Genomic DNA, 20488 nt, shown 5'->3' on the forward strand with positions numbered 1-20488 from the left:
GCACAGTCATCATTCCTGACGCATTTGGACGTCCATCTCCGACGCGGGAAAAGGGGGAACGGGTCGCGGAACATCGTATCCACCATACCAACCCGTGCTGTCCGACCGCTTACGGGGCGCGGATACCATCGCGGCTGAGCGGCGCTCAAATGGGAGTCTGGACTCGATGCACGATGGACAGCGATCTAGGCGCATCGCGTCACTGTGCGTCACAGATTGGAACCGTGCGAACTTGTCGCTTGATCTAGCGAGTGGAAGGGTACCCTGGGACTTTTCCTCGGCGCCGCCGCTGTCGAATTGGAAGAGTACAACATCCGTCTCCGACCGGTCCAGACAGTGGCCGAAATGCGCAATGGGTACCTATGAGCCTTCTAACGAATGACATCCCCCGCAAACGTCGTCTTCGCGCCGGAATGGTGGGAGGCGGTCGTGGTTCATTCTTTGCAAGTCGCCACCGAACTGCCATGCGGCTTACCAATCGTTTCGAACTTGTAGCTGGCGCTTTCTCGTCCGACCCGCAAACATGCGTTGAAGCGGGCGACGCGCTTGGGGTGGCTGCGGACCGCAATTACCTCAGCTTCCAAGACATGGCGGCCTCCGAAGCAGCACGCGACGATGCGATCGAAGTCGCGATCATCGTCACGCCCAATCATCTGCATTTCGAACCGTGCAAAGCGTTTCTCGACGCGGGCATTCCTGTCATCTGCGAAAAGCCGCTGGTCCACTCGTCGGAGCAGGCGCGCGAGCTTCAGCGGATAGCGGCGGCCAATGACACGTTCTTTGCCGTGACATACACCTATACAGGCTATCCCATCGTCCGAGACGCGCGCGCTCGTATTCGCGCGGGCGAGATCGGGCAGGTTCGCTTCATGCACGTTGAGTATCTGCTCGAATGGTTGGTCAACGACCCCTCGAAACTGGGCAAGGGCGGGATATGGCGCGGCGATCCGGCAAAGGCGGGACCGACGGGCGCGCTGGGGGATATCGGCACGCACGCTTTCAATATCCTCGAGTTTGTGTCCGGGCTCCGATGCACAGCACTCAGCGCCAACCTGATGCGAACCGTCGATTCCTTTGGGTTGGACGACACTGACTTGATCCAGCTGGAATTCGAGGGCAACGCCAACGGCGTCTTGTGGTCCTCCTTTGCCGCTCCTGGCCATCGCAACGGCCTGCGCTTCAAGATCGTCGGCTCCAAGGCCACCATGGAATGGCGGCAGGAGGCGCCGGAAACGCTTAGCGTCTTCCGTCTTGGCCAAGGCGACCTCACCTATCGTCGCGGAAACGGCGACCTGTCGGCCGACGCGAAACTGGCGACCAGCCTGCCGGCCGGCTCTCCCGAAGGCTACCTCGAAGCGCTCGCTGTCTTGTACAGCGACTATGCGACGGCGCTTGAGGCAGGCCGAAACTGGCGAAAAGCGCTGCAGGTGCCGGTTCCCGATATCTACGAAGGGCTAAGGGGCGTCCTGCTGTCCGAGATCAGCGTCACGTCGTCAGCGTCGAAATCCTGGGTCGCGTTCCCGGCTTCCTGACGTAGACAAACACCAAATAATTGGACCCTGTCCTCTCAAAGCAAAAACATCAGGACTGAAAAAATGGATGACCTCTCCCGCGACGCTTATGCAGTGCTCCTGCCCGCCTATGACAAGGTCGAGTTCACCGAAGGATCGACCTCTTTCTTCAGTGCCGGCGGCGTCGCTTCCCTTCTCGGATCGACGCGCGAGGAATATGTGGCACGTCGCATGTCGCCAGTTAGGCAGCAATCGGAAACGCAGCAGCTTCTCCTGGATTACCACGATCGCGCGCGGGCGCTTGCCGGCGACGTGCTGATCGCAATCGATTACGAACTGGGAGGGGTACACCGCCTCCACACCCTCGGACCCCAACTTCCTCATCCGCGCGAAGTTCTGGAGATGAAGGAGACCGAGATCGAGCACTTTGGTGTTGAGGCCGCTCGCGCCGCCAAATCCTGCGGCATCAACTTCTTCCTGGCCCCCGTCGTAGACCTGGTAACCGGAAGCAATCCCTGGCTGCTTGACCGCACCTTTTCCGTGGATAGCGACATAGTCAGTCGCGCCGCGTCGGCATTCATTAGAGGCGTACAGAGCCAGGGGGTGGCGGCAACAGCAAAGCACTTTCCCGGCCATCCCCATGTGCCTGAAGACCCGCACGACAGCGCGACTGTGTCGGTCACTGCCTCGCTGGACGAGCTCAAACCCAATCTGAAATGCTTCGACGCGGCCATTGCGGCGGGTGTGCGCGCCATCATGACCGGGCCCATACCGGTCGATGCAATCGATCCGACCGAGCCTTCGTCGACTTCCGCAAAGGTGGTCGCGATGCTTCGCGGTGCCCACAGGTTCCGTGGCCTGATTGTTTCGGACGATCTCGATCTGCCTGGAACGTTGCGCGGCCGCACGGTTCCGGAAGCCGCGATGGCGTCGCTCAAAGCCGGCGTCGACCTTCTTCTGTTGGCGGGCGGGCCCCAGGTCGATGAGGTGGCAAACACTATCATCGCCAGTGTCCGCGCCGGCAAACTCGAACGAGGTGTCGTTGCCCGTGCGGCGAGCGCGGTGCGTCTGCTGGCTGGGGATTCTGCTCTGTCCTTGCAGGCGGCCTGAGGACCGACCGGTCGCGCAAGCCTGCGCTGGATGAAATTGCCCGGTGCTTGTTCTAGACAGACAAGAGGGCGCACCTCAAAATTGAAACTCGATCCAGCGTTTGACCCAAGGCGGCAGCCGCATTCGACTAGTTGGAGATGGAACCCATGTCAAAGCTCCCGGACTCGTCCTTCCTGCACCATCTGGCTGATTTGGCGGACGCCGAGACCCTGCCCCGCTATCTGGTCGACCTCGCCGTAGAGACAAAGGTGAAGGCTGGATACAGGTTCGATCCGGTGACCGAGGCAGATCGCGAGGCCGAAATCGCGTTGCGTGCCGCCATAGTGAAAGAGTTCCCGGACCACGCGGTACTCGGCGAGGAATTCGGCGAGACGGGCGGCGGCAGCGACTGGCGATGGGTCCTCGATCCCGTTGACGGAACGCGACCTTTCATCTGCGGCATTCCGGTCTGGGGGACGCTCATCGGTCTGACCAATCGCGGCCATGCCGAAATGGGGATGCTCAGCCAGCCCTATATCGGCGAACGGTTCTGGGCGGACGCAACGGGCGCATGGCGCCAGCGCGCCGGCGAGCGAAAGGCGCTCAGGACGCGCAAAATCGACAACCTTTCCGACGCCATTCTCCATACCAACTCACCCGAGCATTTTCATGGTGATCTCAAGGCCGGTTTCGAACGGCTGGACAGCGCTGTAAAGATGACCCGGTATGGCGGGGAATGCTACGCCTTCGCCATGCTGGCGGCGGGTCGGATCGATCTGTCGCTTGAGCCATCCCTGCAGCCCTACGACATTGTCGCCCTGATACCGATCATCGAGAAAGCGGGCGGCGTCGTCACACGCATCGATGGTGGCCGCGCCGAAGAGGGAGGGCCGGTCCTTGCCTCGGCCACGCCTGCGCTCCATCGGCTGGCGCTGAGTGCGCTTCTCGGCACGGCATAGGCCAGCTTCGCGGGTAGCATCGGACTACAGCCTCGCAACCTGAACGGCTCGAGACTACATCTGTATCATGTCGGACCCGTCCCCGAGGTACTGCAGCACTTCCCTGGGAATGCTCGGATCACCCCTGTCGATCACTGTAAGCTCCTTCAGGTGACGGCGCTGAAGCAGGCCCGGTCCCTTGTAGTGCAAAGCGACCTTCGTTGAGTAGGGTTGACGAAAGGCATTGGCCGCGATGCCGCTAGCAATGCCGAACATGAAGCGCTTGGCATTTCGCTTGACCTGCGCGTAGACGCCGAAGGTGAGCTCATTGCTCTGAATGCCTTCGAAATCTGCTGTGAATAGCCTGTCCGCCACCGGGAAACTAAAACCATAGTACTTAAAGACATATTCGGTTTTTCCCGGCTTGTCGAAGCTCGGAAACCGTTCAATATAGTAATGCTGCAGAAACTTATCCGATCTGTACAAGCAGAATGCCGATTTCAGGATGAAGCCTTTGTAGATCGAAGAAAACTGATACCGGTCATAAACACCCAGGATCTCGGAATCCTGAACGGTGCTGTCAAAAACAATGTTGGAGAGGAAATTCACAAACTCAGGCAAATGCCGGGCAGTCGACATTGCATGAAAAAAATTGCCGTCGATCAGCGTCCGAAATTCCTCCGGGTTGGAGAAAAGGATCGGGACGCTCAGCCCGAAGAAGTTGGCGATCGTGCGCAGGTTGGCGCTCGACGGCACGTGGGCGCCGGACAAATATTTGTTAAATTGTTGCCGGTTGACGTTTAATTTGCGACAAACGGCAGCCACAGACCCGTGACGGTCGCAGAGGGTTCTCAAATTCGCCGCCAGCGCGGCATTATCCCCTGCGAGGTGGTTCAATCTGGCGGCCTTCCTGGTGACGCGACTAGACGCTCTGTGTACGCCACATTAATGCAGAACTCAATCAGATGCGAAGTTGGCTCCGCGACGCGAATTCGCCCATACTTGGACCGAATAAGGAGCGCCCGGCATGGCAACTCACGGCAAGACGGGGTGGTCGGTTATGGGCACCGGCACCATCGCCTCGGAGCAGATGGTCGCCGGCATCAGGGCGCAAGGGCATACTCCCCTGTGGGTGGTCAGTCGGCGCAAACTGGACGCCGCGCATTTCGCCCAGGACCTGGATATCCCACAGTGGACAACCAACTTGTCGAATGCACTCGGCGACCCTGACGTCGAGTTCATCTATGTCAGCGCGCGGATAGGGCGCCGAGGGCACTATATCGCTGCCGCGGCGCAGGCCAGGAAGAACGTCCTTTGCGACGGTCCCATCTCTGAAAGCAGCAAGACGGCGGCCGCTTTGGTGCGAATGTGCGATACGGCCGGGATCGTGCTTGCCGTACATCACCCGTTCCGGGCTTCGGCGATCCACCAGACCATGCGCAGGCTGATCGTCGACGGCGAAATCGGCAAGGTTCAATCGACCCTTATAACACGCGAGGGACCATACAAGCCGACAGCCAGGCGCAGGATGGACGATCTCGAAAGCGACAGCGACATCTATCTCGACATGTCCGTCGATGACATCGACCTGGCTAGATTCCTCACGGGCGCGGAGCCTCAGGAAGTTTCCGCCCTCGGTGCGAATGAAGGCGATGCTCCCAATCAGATTTCCTATGCTTTCAAGCTCGACGACGGCAGCATGTTCCAAACATTCGAGAGTTTCACGATCATGGACATGGAAAGCATGGTCGTGGTCGCCGGCGACCGCGGCACGCTGGTCGCCCACGGCACGCTGAACGGCAAGGCTTCGGGCACACTCATGCGACGCCATGGAGCCAAGAATGAGCTCGTTCCGGTACGTGACGGCGATTCCCATGTCGCGACTGTCGAGGATTTCGTCAGCGCCGGGGAGCGAAAGATGTCCTGGCTGGCGCGAGGCTCGGATAACGTCGCCGCCCTGCGGGCCGCCGAGGCGGTGGCCGCGGCTGTAACAAAGCGCCGAACGATCGCAATTCGGCAGTAACATGCAGAACCTGGCTGTCGAAATGACGGCCAAACAGTTTGGTCCACCGATCGCTGGCCCCGGAGCTCAGGCGGACATCTTTCCCCCATACCCCATAGCGCGCGATATCTGATCCGCGATCTCGGCAACGCGCCTGCCTGTCGAGGGGAGATCCTTGTCGGTGACGCGCGCGATCGGCCCGCTGATGCTGATCGCGCCGAGCGGGCGTCCGGTCTCGTCGTAGACAGGCGCCCCGATACAGCGGCCACCTATCGCCGACTCCTCGTTGTCGACCGCAAAGCCCCGCTCCCGTATGAGCGGGAATTCGCCACGCAGCTGGTCCAGTGTGACGAGGGTGTTCTGGGTGTAGCGGGGTAACCCCGATACCTTGATGAGTTTGTTGACTTCATGCGCATCCAGCCAGGCGAGAATGGACTTTCCCAAGGAGCTGGCGTGCCATGGATTCGTGACGCCGACGGATGCACCCTGACGCAAGGTTTGCATGGCCTCGATACAGTCGACGACAACGAGTTCATCGCGTAGCCACAGCGCGAAGCTGACCGTCTCGTTAAACTGCTCGTGCAGGGTTTCGAGATAGGGACGGGCTACGGTTCGTACATCCCGTCTATGGAGGGATTTCTGCCCCAGAATATAGAGCCCGATGCCCAGGACATAGCGGTTGCCGTTTACCTTGGCGACAAGGCCATGACCGACAAGGCTGGAGACATAGCGCGACGTGGTTGGTTGGCCCAGCCCGACCTCACGGGCAATCATGGACAGCGACATCGGCTGGTCCGCACGTTCGAGAACGCGCAGAACGGCAACCGCCCGATCGACGGCGTCGAAACGGGCACTCTTCTGCTCATCGGTGGCAAGGTCGGTGGGCAAGGTCGCTCCGGCGAATCTCCATGACAATCGCCCTCTTGGTGCTCCAAGAAGAGGTTGCCGTCAATTAAGGCGCGGCGCGGCGTCCAACAGCATCCTTGTATAGCGATGCTGCGGCGAATGGAGGACTTCGTTCGTTGGCCCCGCCTCGACGATGTTCCCGTCCTTCATGATTATGATGGACTGTGCAATTTCCGAAACCAGCGGCAGGTTGTGCGTGATGAACAACATCGCAAGGCCATCCTTCTTCAGATCGAGCAGAAGCTCGACGACCGCTGCCTGCACAGACACGTCGAGAGCCGAGGTGATCTCATCGCAGACCAGGAGCTTCGGTTTCAACGCCAGCGCCCGGGCCACCGCAACGCGCTGACGCTCGCCTCCTGACAGATCCGCGGGATAGAGGTCGATTACTCTTTGCGGCAGCCGAACGCGGTCGAGCAGCGACCGGACTTCCGCGCCGACCCTCGCCTTGTCCGTCATCCCGGTCAGGCGAACGGCACGGCCAATGCTTTGAGAAATCGATTCCTTGGGGTTGAGCGAGCGGTCGGGGTTCTGAAACACGATCTGCATGGCGCACAGATCAGCTTTGGAGCGGCTGGACACGGCGAAGGGCATCGAATGGCCTCCAAACAACAAGCTGCCGGTGGCATTGCCATGCAGACCCGTCACGCACCGGCCTGTCGTGGTCTTGCCGCTGCCGCTGCCGCCGACCAACCCCACGCATTCGCCCTTGCCGACCGAAAATGAGATGCCGTGGACGACCTCTACGTGGCCATGCGAGGCGCGCAGGTTCTTCACCTCGAGCACGTTCTGGAATTCGAGTGTGCTGTCGCTCGTGTCAGCCGCCGCCGGACCCGGGCTTTCGGTCACCAATCGCGGTATGGCGTCGAGCAGCATGCGCGTATAGTCGTCGCGCGGCTCCGCAAACACCTGCTTGCAGCCGCCCTGCTCGACAATCCTGCCAGACAGCATGACCGCCACCCGGTCGGCCACGACGTTCACGACCGCGAGGTCGTGAGTTACGTAGACCACGCTGGCGTTGCTGGACTTGACCAGCCTGGCGATGAGTTCAAGGATTGTCTGCTGGGTCGAGACATCAAGGCCTGTCGTTGGCTCGTCCATCACGATCACTTGCGGAGACGTCATGAAGGCCATCGCAATGGCGATGCGTTGAAGTTGCCCGCCGCTCAACTCGAAGGGATAGCGTTTCAAAAAACGCTCGTCATCGGGGAGGTCGACGTTGCGCAGAGCTTCGGCGAGCAACGGCTTCAGGCTGGGCTGCGAGTGACCATGCGCGGCAAGAAGTTCGGCCATTTGCTTGCCGATGGACATTCGCGGACTGAAGCTGGTGGTCGGATTCTGCGGTACCAGCGAGACCTTGCCGCCCTGAAAGGCGCGCCTCTCGCGTCCGGAAAGCGAGAGGATGTCGGTACCGCCAATCATGATCTTGCCAGACGAAATACGCATTCCCGGTCGCGCAAAGCCAAGCAAACTCAGCGCGACGGAGGTCTTGCCCGATCCCGACTCGCCGATGATGGCCAGGACTTCGCCGCGCTTGACGGCAATGGATACGTCACTGACGATTTCGCGGCCATTGAGATCGTGCATGAAAAGCGACTGCACGACGAGCGGAATTGCTTCGGCCATTTCAAATCTCTTTCGAGCGACCAACCGAGCGCGCAAAGCTATCGGTCAGCACGTTGACGGCAACGGAGAAGACGGCAATCGCAAGGGCCGGCGCGATAGCGATCCAAGGCGAGATGGTGATGCCGATCCGGTTTTCGCTGATCATCAGGCCCCAGTCGGCCGCCGGCGGCGGCAGGCCCAGACCCAGATAGCTGAGGGAGGCGTAAAGAATGATCGATCCGCAAAGCCGCACACCGAAGTCGGCCAGAACCGGCGTCAGCACGTTTGGAAGGATGTCGAGGAAACAGATCGCCGCCCAGCTTTCTCCGCGGGCGAAGGCCGCCTCCACGTACTCGTTCTTTGAAATATCCATCGTGATCAAACGCACGATGCGGAAGATGCGGGGCGAATGCAGGATAACGATGCCCACAATCACGGTTGGGAGGCTGGGGCCGGTCGAGGCGAGAAGCACCAGAAGGAAGATGGCTGGCGGCAAGGCATAGATGACATCGGAGATTGCGATCAGCAGGACATCGAGAGGCCCTCGCCGCAGCCCGGAATAGATGCCCAACGGCACGGCCACTATATAGGCCGCGACGGTCGCGCACAGTGCGACAACGAGCACCGTCCTGCCGCCGTAGAGGAAACGGCTGAAAGTGTCGCGGCCGAGGAAATCGGTTCCGAGCCAATGCTCGTGCGTTATGGGCGCGAACGGAGCGCCGACGATTTCATCAAAGGCGTATGGGCTGAAATAGGGTCCAAGCGTTGCAAGGGCGACGATGACCAGGACCAGGACCAGGGCGATGCGGGCGGCGGGCTTGGCCAGCGTAAGGCGCAGGACAGAGGTGGACATGGACCGATCTCCCTGGCTCAGTTCTTCCCGCGCGCTACGCGCAGTCTTGGGTTGAGGAAAAGGATCAGCGCTTCCGACACCAGGTTGATGAGCACGTAGGTAGCCGTGATGATCAGCGTGATGGCGAGCACTGTCGGCATGTCCCGGTTGATGACCGCGTCAGAAAGCGCGCTGCCGATTCCGGGCAGTTGAAAGACGGATTCTGTGACCACGACCCCACCCGCCAACCAGGCCGCATTCAACGCGATCGTCTGAATGGTCGGCGTGATGGTGTTTGGAAGGACATGCCATATCAATACCCGCGCCGGACTTATCCCTCTTAGCCGCACCATGTAGATGTACTCGGCGCTTAGCACTTCGAGGGCCACTGCCCGAACCATGCGCACGACCTGTGCGAGCGTCGTGCCGAGCAGCGTCAGCACCGGCAAGATGAAGAGGCTGGATTGGGATGAAAGGGGCAGGCTGTCGTTGATCAGCGAGACCGGCGGCAACCAGCGCAAATAGACTGCGAAAAGCACGATCAGCACGGTGCCAATGACGAACTCGGGCAAGGCAACCGTGACGATGGTCGGGACAGATATCAGGTGATCCGCCAACCTGTCTTTGTAGATCGCAGCGACAATGCCAAGTACGAACGAGAGCGGTATCAGCAAGAGCAGCGAGGTGACCGTCAGCACCATGGTGTTGACGGCCCTAGGCCCGATCGCTTCCCACACCGGCCGGCCTGAGGGGATTGATCGTCCGAAGTCGCCAGTGAGGGCGCCTTCGATCCAGCTGAAATACTGCACGACCGCAGGCCGATCCATGCCGAACTCGCGCCTGAGCGCCTCGACTGCGGAGGGGTCGGCCTTGGCGCCGAGAGCCGCACGGGCCGGATCTCCCGGCAGATATTGGGTCGCGGTGAAGACAACGACCGAGACGGCAAATAGCGTGACGAAAGCCAGGGCTATTCTTGTCAGCAAAAGCTGCAGCAACGGCTTGTTCAAGGGCTATCACTCTTCATAGGAGAGGAAGCCGCCGTGGCCTGATTGGCGACACGGCGGCCTTGCTGCTTACGCGAGATAGACACCTTCGAATTGATAGTAGCCGAGGTTTCTCTGGGTCGAGGGAACGATGTTCTTGACCTTGGCGCTGGAGGCGTCGAGGAGATCGCGGAAGCCCCAGATGATATAGGCTCCTTCGTTCCAGAGCACCTTCTGCGCCTCCACGTAATATTCGCGGCGTTTGGGGGCATCGAATGTGGCCCTTGCCTTGTTTACCCATTTGTCGAACGCGTCGCTGGTCCAATCCGGTTCGTTCCAGTAGGCGCCCCGCGCGTAGCCTTGGCCGAATTGGGATTCGAGGGTGTGCTGCCCCCAGTCCGAACTTCCCATCTGGGTCTTTTTGAAGTTCGGGCCGGAATAGTAGCTGTCTGGCGGGACGACCATGAGCTCGATGTTCACGCCAATTTTCTTCGCCTGGTTGGCGATGAGCGTGGCCGACGCCTGCATGCCTGGAGCGGCGTCGGAAGTGTAGAGGGTGATTGCCTGGCTGTTGTCGTAGCCCGCCTGCTTGAGCAGCGATTTGGCCTGATCCGGATCGTACGCACGCTGCGGGAGTTCGGCTGCATAGTCCGGGTCGGTGATGCAATGCAGATCGTTGCCGATCCTGCCATAGCCGGACAGCGCATTGTCGAGCAATTGCTGGCGATCGACCATCAGCCTGAACGCCTGCCGGACCTTCACGTCGGTAAATGGTTTCAGGTTTGTCATCATGAATTGATCGGTCGTGGCGCCGCTCTTGGAACGCAGGAGCACAAGCGCGGGGTTCGCTTCGATGAGCCGCGCGAGGCTTCCGTCGAGCTGTGCCACAGCGTCGACCTGGCCGGCCACAAGCGCATTCATGCGGGCGGTGGGGTCGTTTATCGCGATGAACTCGACCCCATCCAGATAGGGCTGACCTGCCGTGCGATAATTATCGCTGCGTGCCAGTGTCACCCGCTGGCCGCGCGACCACGACACGAACTTGAAGGGTCCGGTGCCGATCGGCTTTTCGAAGTCGGTCGTGCCGTCCTTGATGAGGAACATCACCTTGCTGCCCAACACCTGCGGCAACAGGGCATAAGGCTGCTTCAGTTCGATTTCGACGGTGCTTGCATCCAATGCGCGCACGCCTTTCGAATCCAGGAGCGGTGCCAGGTTGGGGTATGCATCGGCTTTGTTGTCGGGATTGAGGATGTACTGGATGGTGTAGGCGACGTCCTTGGCGGTGAAGGGCGCGCCGTCGTGCCATACGACACCATTCTTGAGCTTGATCTTCCAGATGTTGCCTTCACTGTTGTGGGTGAAGTCATCGGCCAGCTTGTTGTAGAGATTGCCATCCTTGTCGAAGTCGGTGAGCCGATCGAAGATCGACTGGGCGACGGCGAAATCCATATCGCCGGTCGAGATGAAAGGGTTGAGCGATGACTTCGCGCCGGCCGCTCCAAGGCCGACCCGGAGCGTCCCTCCCCGCTTCGGTTCGTCGGCAAGGGCCGGGCGAAGCCCTACCCCTGAAAGCACAATGCCCGTGCCCATCAACAAGCCTGTTTTCAATAGATCGCGGCGCCCGATAAGCGCCGGATCAGCGTTGGGGCGATTGATGTCCTTGCTCATGTCCACATTCCCTCTGTTTTGATTGTTTTGTTTGTGTGCTAGTCGACCAACGGACGGGCAGCTGCAGCCTATCCCGGCTCAGGCAAGCAGTCCGGCATGCTTGAGTGCCTTGATGATGTTGTCCTGATCCTCCTTGGCCAGGTTGCCATTGGGCAGGCGCGGTTCACCCACCTTGCGGCCCTGGGCATTGATCGCGAACTTGATGCGGGCGGGAAAATTGATCCCCTTGGTCATTTCGCGGGCGAGCGGTGCGATCTTGTCCGTAAGCCGGCGGCCGAGCGCGTAGTCGCCCGCCGCATGCGCGGCATGAATCTCCACATATTGCTTCGGGATGACGCTGTTGATGCCCGAGATCGAGGCCTTTGCCCCGAACAGGAAGCTCGCAATGTTGACGCTGTCGGCACCCGCGGCGATGACAACCCGGTCTCCGACGGTCTGGACCAGCTCCGTCACAGGCTCCAGAGCCACTTCCTTCAGGCAGATGACCTCGGGCAGCTCGGCAATGCGCTGCATGACGGCCGGCGGGTTGAAGAAATGATTGTAGTAGATGATGGGAAGCGAGGTTGCCGTCCCGACATCCTGGATGAACTTGTCCAGTCCTTCCCCGGACGGGGTATTGTAGATGGGCGGTCCAAGCATGAGGGCGCAGGCGCCGTTCTGCTTGGCGATTTGACCACGCTTTATCGCGTCGCGTGTGGTGGTCGTGATTATCCCGGCGATGACGCGCAGCTTGCTGCTGGTTGTTGCCGCGCCCACCAGGATACCCAGTTCTTCGGCGGAAAGTTCATCGCCTGAACCGGTGCTGCCGCCGACCACGGCGAGGCTGATACCCGCGCTCTCCATGAATTTCAGTTCGTCCTTGAACAGGTCAAGGTCCAGATCACCATCGGGTTTGAAGGTCGAAACGAGCGGCGGGATGATCCCCTTGATCTCGTCCTTTTGAAGCACAGTCGCCATTGCCATTCCTTATTTCACTCAGTGAAAGTCGCTATTACTGAATGAACATCCCGTGAAGTGATCCGCTTGTCAAGAGCGTTTTGCGCAACGGGCTCGAACGACATTTTCGCAGCCGGGTTTTTGAAGCCTCGGATGGTCGTCCATCGAGGCGGATCGCCGGTCTTTTGTTCAATGGAAGACGCGGAAACGCGGATGATTCCGGCCTTCTCCTGGCTTGGAACCGCTTTGCGGGCTCTAGATCCGAATGCCAATCTGGAAGCAGGCGAGGTCAACGAGAGATATCGCGTCAAGATCCGGGTCACCGCCCGAGATGCGGCCGACGCGCTCCCGTATTTGCTCCCGCAGGAAGTCGCGGCGCCGAATGTGCCGGCCCGCTCTCCTGGTATCAACCAGCCGACAAAGCGACCGCCGCCGCAATGGGCACTTTTCCAGGACCTACGGAAGGAGGAACCGGGCCGTTGCGGATTACGGCCCGGCGTCGTCAATGAGTGCCGGCTCGACTATTGTCCGTTGCGCAGATCATCGATCTTGCCAACGGAAAGTTTGATGTCCGAGAAGACAGCGGTCGTCCCCTCGCCCGTGGGCGATTGAACCCCCATGCCGATACGGATGGGTCGCTTTGCAATGCCAGGCAGCGTGAACCAGCGCAGGAAGTTCCAATATTTGCCGTCGGTCGAAAAATGGAGGGCGATTGCTTCCCCATCGCTGTAGACCCGCAGCCACGCATGGTCGCCGGGAAAGGCCGGGCCGTCAGAATCGTCTGATGTAGTCCGCGTGACCACGCTGACGATGGTCGGCTTGCGCGCGGCTGAGAACTCGAAAGCGATCTTCGCCCAGTTGTCACCATCGCATTCGATGAAGAGAGCGCCACCGTCAAAGGCGGACGCGAATTCGACGGAGACCTTTGCGGACAATGCAAAATGCTTGTCTTCGACCTCCCCCACCAGTCGCGTGACATTTGCCATCCGGCTGTTGCCGCTTGGAGCGAAGAACCAATCCGTTTTTCCATTGACGCGAAGCCGCACCACATCGTCCTGGATCGTCGCCGTGCCGTTGTCGGTGCCTTCAACGAGCAAGCTGTCGAGTTTCATTAGTGCTTCCTTTCACTTTGCGAGATTGCGCCGAGTGGAGCGCCGTTTTGATCATGTCCTGCTCTTAAAGGCCGACAGCCGGCGACCAGAGCCGGGCGCGATCCAAAGCCCCGTCGTCCCGCTCTCATGCAGGTTCGTCCACCTTTGTATGGCCGACGAAAACAGGGCTGGTGGTCGCGACGGCGCTAGACGAGAAAGGCTCGTGGGAGACCATGGCGTGACTACTGTTATGGATGGAGTTCTATAGCCAGCCAGACCGAGTCGGTATCCGCGTAGTAGCGATGCCAGGGGTAACTCCACTGGTTTTTGCCTGTAACCCGGCAGAACGGGTCATGCGAATAACCGACAGGCATCACCACGTCCTCGTAAATCGTGGTTTCGTCGCGCAGTTTAAATTTCTGCATGCGGCCACTGCCATGGATTTGGGTATGCGTTTCCAGGAATGGGTGCTCATTGTGGATGAAGCAGTCCGTGTCTCCCGGCGACCACCACAGATTGAGCTTGAGCGTGAACGTCTGCGGCGATCCTGGGGCGGCACGCTCATTGGTGAAGACCAGCGGGTCGGTCGACACCGTGCCGATCTCGTCCTGCGACGAAATGAAAAGCGGCGTATCGCGTGGAAAGCTTTTGATGCGATTGCCCAGCCAATCCCAACCGCGAAACATGCACCCGCCAAGATTGGTGGCTCTTCGCACCTTGAGGATAGCCGCGCGCTCCGCGGACTTGATTTGCCCGCCCTTCAGCCATGTCGATTTCCAGGCAGGCACGATTGCCGGATGCTCCTCCCCGGTGATCATGGCGTTGGGGCTGATATTCACAACGACGGCATCTTCAACGGCATAGTCGCGGACATCTTCCACGAGTTTGGCCAAGATGAAGTCGTCGGCAAACGAAAGGTCTCTCGTTTGGTTGGGCACGGTTTTGTCGTCCATCCTGAGGGTGACTTTCGCCATACCAGACCATAATGCGGCAGTTGAAAGAAGTGCGCGTTCTGACGATTATGGTCGTGACTTGACGCCTTTGGTGCGTCAAACCGCGAAGGCCTGAGTATCTCAAACTCGGTTGGCCTGGCACCGGCACCTATCAGCTTTCCAACCATCGCCTTCTTTGGCGCTCGCCGTGCCGGTGGCCCGATGCTTGCGCCAAAGCGCAACGTCTCTCGCGCGCTTCATGTTGCGTCTAAGTTCGCGGCCCTGCGAACTTGTCAGGGGTACTCGATGTTTGCCTACTAGCCGCCGATGCCTCGGTATTGTCGAGGTCCGCCGCGGTCAATCGAACATTGACGGTGGCGCACTGGCCCTGAAACCGGGGCCGCTTTTGTAGGATCTTGACCCATGACAGCGCATGGCTCGGCCCTCTGGGGTATACGTCCGCAGGACGAAGTGATGCAGACCAATTGCGACTATATCGTCATTGGCGGCGGCTCGACCGGCTGCGTGATTGCCTCGCGGCTCTCGGAGAACCCCGATGCCTCGGTCTTCCTGTTGGAGGAAGGGCCGCGCGACTTCAATCCTTACATCCATATTCCGGGCGCCTACTACAAGACTGCTCAAGGATCACTCCTGAAACGAATTGCCTGGGAACCGACCTCAAGCCAATCGCGAAGCGAACAGCCGACCATGGTCCAGGCCCGGGTGCTGGGCGGCGGCAGTTCAGTCAACGCCATGATCTATATCCGCGGCGCTCCGTCCGACTATGCGCGGTGGGAGGCGCTCGGCGCGGATGGCTGGAACTACGCTGATGTACTGCCCTTCTTTCTGCGTTCCGAAGACAACAATCGGTTCTGCAATCAGGCTCACGCAGCGGGCGGACCGCTCGGCGTTTCCGACATCGACCACATCCACCCCCTCACCCGCGCCTGGCTGCAGGCCTGTCAGCAGGCTGGACTGCCTTATAATCCGGATTTCAATTCCGGCGACCAGGCCGGCTGTGGTCTTTACCAGATCACCGCCAGGAACAAGCGGCGCAGCAGTGCTGCCACGGCCTTCATCAAACCCGCCCGCCGCAGACCCAACCTCCAGATTCGAACCGGTTCCACGGTCACCCGCATAATCGTCGAGAAGGGGCGTGCCGTTGGAGTGGAGTACGTCGCAAAAGGCCGCAAATGGGTGCTTATGGCCAGTCGCGAAGTGATCCTGTCGGCCGGTGCGATTGCCTCGCCGAAATTGCTGATGTTGTCTGGAATCGGCCCCGCCGTGGCCTTGCGCGAACATGGCATTCCTGTCGTTGCCGACTTGCCGGGCGTCGGGCAAAACCTCCAGGACCATATCGAGATATCTCTCGTCTATCAGTTGAACGGCCCCCACAGCTACGACAAATACAAGAAGCCGCACTGGAAGGCCGCTGCCGGTCTGAACTACCTCCTGTTCCGGGATGGGCCCGCTTCGTCGAACCTCATCGAAGGCGGTGCGTTCTGGTGGGGCAATACAAGCGAGGCCATCCCGGATGTGCAATATTTCATGGTCGTGGGAGCCGGCATCGAAGAAGGCGTCGACGCCGTCCCTGGCGGTAATGGCTGCACCATCAACCTCGGACAGATCCGGCCGCGGTCTCGAGGGGAAGTGACGCTGAAAAGCGCCAATCCCTACGACAATCCACGCGTTGCGCCGCGATATTTTTCCGACACCTACGATCTCGATGCGGTGGTTGAAGGAACGATGGGAGCGTTCGATATCATGGAGCAGCCGGCCATCCGTCGCTACATTGCGTCAAGGCAGATCCCGTCCGCCGGCATAGCGACTCCGCTGCAGGTGAGAAAGTTCTGCCAAGAGGTCGCGCACCCGGCGCTGCATCCGGCCGGCACCTGCCGAATGGGCAAGGACGGCATGGCAGTCGTCGATCCCGAGCTTCGCGTCCACGGTGTAGAAGGCCTTCGCGTGGCAGATGCATCGGTCATGCCGACGCTCATATCCGGCAACCCCAACGCTGTGTGCATTATGATCGGCGAGAGGACCGCGAACTTTATCCAGCATGGCAAGTAGGAACGCGCCTCAGTTCTATCTCCAAGATCAGCCTCACGCGCTCGCCGGCCTCCCGCAAGCCGGCTGATAATGACAAGCAGTCCGGAGGCCTACGATAGTGAACGATGTCTCGACGATTTCCCAAGGCATCAAACGAAGCCGGTTCTTCTGCAGTCTGTTCTTTCTCGGCGGCGGTATCGGGATCGGGGCTTGGGCTTCGTCCCTTCCAGTCTTCAGCATTCAAATGAACCTGGATAAAGGGCAACTCGGGCTGGTCCTGATCTGCTTTGCTCTCGGCGCCATCTCGATGATGACCAATATAGGCCGCTTGGCAGCGATTGTTCCAAGCAGTGTCCTCAGCTTACTGGGATCGATTACCTTTGGCGCCACCCTGATAGCCCTCCCTTATGTCGGTGGCGCCTGGCCGCTGGCGGCGGTTGTGTTTCTTGCGGGGGCCGGTTTCGGAACGCTCGACGTTTCGATGAATATCGATGCCTCGGCATTGGAGCGCCGCATGCGGCGGCAGGTGATGTCGTCTTTCCATGCCGTATTCAGTTTCGGAAGCTTAGTCGGCGCGTTTGTGGTCGGTCAAATGCTGTCCTACGGTGGCGCCTTGAGCGTATGCCTTGGCGTCACGGGGGCCGGTGTGGGGGCAGTGGCGCTTGTCGCCTGCGCGGGGTGGAACAATGCAGCCCGGTTCAACGGGCCTGCGGACGCGATAGAGGCGACGGACGGCAATTTGGACAGCGCATTGACGAAGCACCTCTACCTGCTTGGCGGCCTCGCATTTCTGGGGATGCTCGCCGAGGGCGGGATGATGGATTGGAGCGCCATTTACATCGTGACGCGATCCGGCGGCGCAGAAAGCACAGGCGCCTATGGCTTCGCGGCATTTGCGACCATGATGGCAACCGGCCGCCTGTTCGGTGACGCCATTGCCAACTGTATCGGGCAGATGACAATGTTGAGCTATTGCGCAACGATCTGCGCAGGTTCGGTGCTCGTACTGATCCTGATGGGCGGCAATCTTCCCGTTGTCCTGGTTGCACTCACGGTGTGCGGTCTTGGCCTTGCCAACGTCGTGCCCACCCTCTTTGCAGCCGCCGGCCGTGCGGGAGGCGCATCGGCCGCTCGGGCAATGTCAATCGTGACGACGATGGGATATGCTGGATTGCTGCTGGGGCCTGGATTGCTGGGCCTGATCGCACATGTCTCGTCGCTGGCCGGCAGTTTCTGCGTCATCCTGCTGGCGTTCATCGCCATCTCGGTTTCAGCACGCTCGGTGCGGCGGGTGATGGCTTGATCAGCGACGTTTCCCGCGCGAAACGCGGTGTGGCCGCCAAGTTTTTCTCGGACGTTGAGCCGCGCGGAAGAGTACTGTCAAAAGTATCGTCGGATTGATCTACTGGCCCTACATCCCAATGAGACCTCGCTCGCATGGGGTCAGAAGAATCAGTGATTTAGGGCAGTCGGAGACTGCGTTGATGATGTGACATCGATAGTGAATGAGACTATCCGCAAATCGTTGTTTTTTCTGCGAAAAACTACGTCGGAGCACTCTATACTACGCTAACCCCTACTCCCACTCGATTGTCCCAGGCGGCTTCGAGGTGACGTCATAGACCACGCGGTTAATGCCGCGCACTTCGTTGATGATGCGGGTTGCGGCGGCACCCAGGAAGGCCATGTCGTAGTGGTAGAAATCGGCCGTCATGCCGTCGACCGAGGTGACGGCGCGCAGCGCACAGACGAATTCGTAGGTGCGGCCGTCGCCCATCACGCCGACGGTCTGCACCGGCAACAACACGGCGAAGGCTTGCCAGATGGCGTCATAGAGGCCGGCCTTGCGGATCTCGTCGAGATAGATGGCGTCGGCCTCGCGCAGGATCTCCAGCTTCTCGCGCGTGATGCCACCGGGACAGCGTATGGCAAGACCGGGGCCTGGAAACGGATGGCGGCCTATGAAGCTTTCGGGCAGGCCGAGCTCCTTGCCCAGCGCCCTCACCTCGTCCTTGAACAGTTCGCGCAGCGGCTCGACCAGCTGCATGTTCATGCGCTCCGGCAGACCGCCGACATTGTGGTGCGACTTGATCGTCACCGACGGGCCGCCGGTGAAGGAGACGCTCTCGATGACGTCTGGATAGAGCGTGCCCTGCGCCAGGAAATCGGCACCGCCGAGCTTTTTCGCCTCTTCCTCGAACACCTCGATGAACAGCCGGCCGATCGTCTTGCGCTTCTTTTCCGGGTCCGACTCGCCTTCCAGCGCGGTGATGAACTTTTCCGAAGCATCGACCAGGATCAGCGGCAGATTATAGTGCTGGCGGAACATCGCCACCACACCGGCGGCCTCGTCCTTGCGCATCAGGCCGTGGTCGACGAGGATGCAGGTGAGCTGATCGCCGACCGCCTCGTGGATCAGAAGGGCGGCGACCGAGGAATCCACGCCGCCCGAGAGCGCGCAGATGACCTTGCCCTTGCCGACCTGCTTGCGGATCGCCTCGACCGCGTGCTCGCGGTAGGCGCGCATCGTCCAGTCGCCTTCGATGCCGGCGATGTTGTGGACGAAATTCCTCAGCAGCCTCGCGCCGTCCGGCGTGTGCACCACCTCCGGATGGAACATTATGCCGTACATCCTGCGCTCGACATTGCCGAAGATGGCGAAGGGCGAGCTTTCCGATTTGCCGAACACCTCGAAGCCCGGTGGCAGGGCGATGACGCGGTCACCATGGCTCATCCACACCTGATGGCGCTGGCCGGTCGCCCACAGGCCCTCGAACAGCGGGCTGTCCTTCTCGATCTCGACGAAGGCGCGGCCGAATTCGCGATGGTTGGAGCTTTCGGCGACGCCGCCCATCTGCACGCACATGGCCATCTGGCCATAGCAGATGCCAAGCACCGGCACGCCGGCATCGAAGACGATCTGGGGCGCGCGCGGGCTGCCGATATCGGATGTCGAGGCCGGTCCGCCGGACAGGATCACCGCTTTCGGATTGATGCGCTTGAATGCCGCCTCGGCCGACTGGAACGGCACGATCTCGGAAAACACGCCGGCCTCACGGATGCGGCGGGCGATGAGCTGCGTAAACTGGCTGCCGAAATCGACAATCAGGACGGTGTCGGGGTGATTGGCTGTTGTCATGGCGAGCGTTTAGAGAAAGAAACGAGTCTGCGCAATGGGTTGCGTAGCCTGACTTTCAGACTGGTCTGGGCTGATCGTCGGATGAAGCCGCCCGCAGCAAACCCGAACCGATCGCCTGTTCGAGGCGCATGACGGCGTCGGCCAGCTTCTCGTCGATGACATGGAGATATTCGGTCCAGTCGCCGACGTGCCTCAGATCAGCCGCACCGTCGGAAATGCCGCGCAGCCCGATGAGCGGGATGTCGAACAGCTGGCAGGCACGCAAGCAGGCGAAGGTTTCCATGTCGACCATGTCGGCGGCGATCGCTTCGTACGCCGAGCCGGTAATGATGGCGCCGCCGGTCGACAGTGTCGCCTGCTTGATTTCGGGAATACGCAGCGGCAGCGGTACGGTCACCGGCAGGTCGAGAAACGGCGTGGCGCCCTTGTCGAAGCCCAGCGGCGAGGCATCGATGTCGCGATAGGCGACCGAGACCGCCTGGTAGATTTCCGTCTGTTCCAGGGTCCGGCTGCCGGCCGAGCCGAGCGATACGACAAGGTCCGGCAATGCTTTTGCGGATTTCAACCAGGAAAGCTCGGCACCCAGCCGTACCCCGGCTTCGACCGGTCCGACACCCGTCATCAGCGGGGTGAACAGCCGCTGCAGATGAGGGCCATATTCGGCCTTCGCCGCCATGACGAAGAGGACATCCCTGCCACCTATGCGCACGACGTTGCCGGTCATGATCTGCTTCTCCCTGTCCCGGCCCTTCGCTATGGCTCCGGGCGTTCGCCGCTCGAAAAGCCCATTTGGGGGCTTTTTGT

The 20488-nt window shown here is 60.3% G+C and carries 17 protein-coding genes; 6 read left to right on the top strand and 11 right to left on the bottom strand.

Annotation, left to right across the window (positions count from 1 at the left end):
* Positions 1-362: 362 nt before the first annotated feature.
* The 3 genes from EN804_RS16970 to hisN all read left to right on the top strand — a co-directional run bounded on the left by EN804_RS16970 (position 363) and on the right by hisN (position 3559).
* Complete coding sequence (locus EN804_RS16970) at positions 363-1532, top strand: Gfo/Idh/MocA family oxidoreductase (protein ID WP_135920358.1); 1170 nt, start codon at positions 363-365, stop codon at positions 1530-1532.
* A 63-nt stretch (positions 1533-1595) separates the two neighbouring features.
* Positions 1596-2621, top strand: a complete 1026-nt coding sequence (locus EN804_RS16975; RefSeq protein WP_135920360.1) for a glycoside hydrolase family 3 N-terminal domain-containing protein — start codon at positions 1596-1598, stop codon at positions 2619-2621.
* Positions 2622-2767: 146 nt separating this feature from the next.
* Positions 2768-3559: a histidinol-phosphatase gene (gene hisN / locus EN804_RS16980; protein WP_135920362.1), complete on the top strand. Its 792-nt coding sequence runs from the start codon at positions 2768-2770 to the stop codon at positions 3557-3559.
* A gap of 54 nt (positions 3560-3613) precedes the next feature.
* Here the strand turns inward: hisN and EN804_RS16985 are convergent, their stop codons facing one another.
* Positions 3614-4435 (bottom strand): helix-turn-helix transcriptional regulator, encoded by an 822-nt coding sequence (locus EN804_RS16985; protein WP_127870954.1) that lies wholly within the window; start codon positions 4433-4435, stop codon positions 3614-3616.
* Between the two features lie 163 nt (positions 4436-4598).
* Here EN804_RS16985 and EN804_RS16990 point away from each other — a divergent pair, with 163 nt between their 5' ends.
* On the top strand, positions 4599-5561 hold the full coding sequence (locus EN804_RS16990) for a Gfo/Idh/MocA family oxidoreductase (protein WP_246693435.1): 963 nt from the start codon (positions 4599-4601) through the stop codon (positions 5559-5561).
* Between the two features lie 66 nt (positions 5562-5627).
* Here EN804_RS16990 and EN804_RS16995 read toward each other — a convergent pair whose 3' ends face one another.
* From EN804_RS16995 to EN804_RS17030, 8 genes are all read right to left on the bottom strand, one after another.
* A complete protein-coding gene (locus tag EN804_RS16995; protein ID WP_246693436.1) occupies positions 5628-6428 on the bottom strand; it encodes an IclR family transcriptional regulator in 801 nt (266 codons plus the stop codon).
* A gap of 60 nt (positions 6429-6488) precedes the next feature.
* Positions 6489-8072: an ABC transporter ATP-binding protein gene (locus tag EN804_RS17000; protein WP_246693437.1), complete on the bottom strand. Its 1584-nt coding sequence runs from the start codon at positions 8070-8072 to the stop codon at positions 6489-6491.
* 1 nt (position 8073) lies between these two features.
* Positions 8074-8904, bottom strand: coding sequence for an ABC transporter permease (locus tag EN804_RS17005; protein WP_135898169.1), 831 nt, complete (start codon positions 8902-8904; stop codon positions 8074-8076).
* A gap of 17 nt (positions 8905-8921) precedes the next feature.
* Positions 8922-9890, bottom strand: coding sequence for an ABC transporter permease (locus EN804_RS17010; RefSeq protein WP_127870951.1), 969 nt, complete (start codon positions 9888-9890; stop codon positions 8922-8924).
* 66 nt (positions 9891-9956) lie between these two features.
* On the bottom strand, positions 9957-11537 hold the full coding sequence (locus EN804_RS17015; RefSeq protein ID WP_246693438.1) for an ABC transporter substrate-binding protein: 1581 nt from the start codon (positions 11535-11537) through the stop codon (positions 9957-9959).
* A 78-nt stretch (positions 11538-11615) separates the two neighbouring features.
* The gene (locus tag EN804_RS17020; protein WP_246693439.1) at positions 11616-12494 is read right to left on the bottom strand and encodes a dihydrodipicolinate synthase family protein; all 879 of its coding nucleotides are present in this window, start codon (positions 12492-12494) and stop codon (positions 11616-11618) included.
* Between the two features lie 500 nt (positions 12495-12994).
* A complete protein-coding gene (locus tag EN804_RS17025; RefSeq protein ID WP_135920368.1) occupies positions 12995-13585 on the bottom strand; it encodes a DUF1349 domain-containing protein in 591 nt (196 codons plus the stop codon).
* 227 nt (positions 13586-13812) lie between these two features.
* Positions 13813-14517, bottom strand: coding sequence for a hypothetical protein (locus EN804_RS17030; protein WP_189521919.1), 705 nt, complete (start codon positions 14515-14517; stop codon positions 13813-13815).
* Positions 14518-14970: 453 nt separating this feature from the next.
* Between EN804_RS17030 and EN804_RS17035 the strand changes: the two genes are divergently transcribed.
* Entirely contained in the window at positions 14971-16566 is a 1596-nt protein-coding gene (locus tag EN804_RS17035) for a GMC family oxidoreductase N-terminal domain-containing protein (protein ID WP_135920555.1), read from the top strand.
* Positions 16567-16663: 97 nt separating this feature from the next.
* Positions 16664-17848, top strand: coding sequence for an MFS transporter (locus EN804_RS17040; protein ID WP_189524530.1), 1185 nt, complete (start codon positions 16664-16666; stop codon positions 17846-17848).
* A gap of 273 nt (positions 17849-18121) precedes the next feature.
* On the opposite strand, the gene guaA is transcribed toward EN804_RS17040, so the two are convergent.
* Together guaA and EN804_RS17050 are read right to left on the bottom strand one after the other, a co-directional pair.
* Positions 18122-19684, bottom strand: a complete 1563-nt coding sequence (gene guaA, locus EN804_RS17045; protein WP_127278505.1) for a glutamine-hydrolyzing GMP synthase — start codon at positions 19682-19684, stop codon at positions 18122-18124.
* A gap of 55 nt (positions 19685-19739) precedes the next feature.
* On the bottom strand, positions 19740-20408 hold the full coding sequence (locus tag EN804_RS17050) for a 5'-methylthioadenosine/S-adenosylhomocysteine nucleosidase (protein ID WP_135920372.1): 669 nt from the start codon (positions 20406-20408) through the stop codon (positions 19740-19742).
* Positions 20409-20488: the final 80 nt, after the last annotated feature.

This window comes from Mesorhizobium sp. M8A.F.Ca.ET.161.01.1.1 (assembly GCF_004792105.1).
GTDB lineage: Bacteria > Pseudomonadota > Alphaproteobacteria > Rhizobiales > Rhizobiaceae > Mesorhizobium.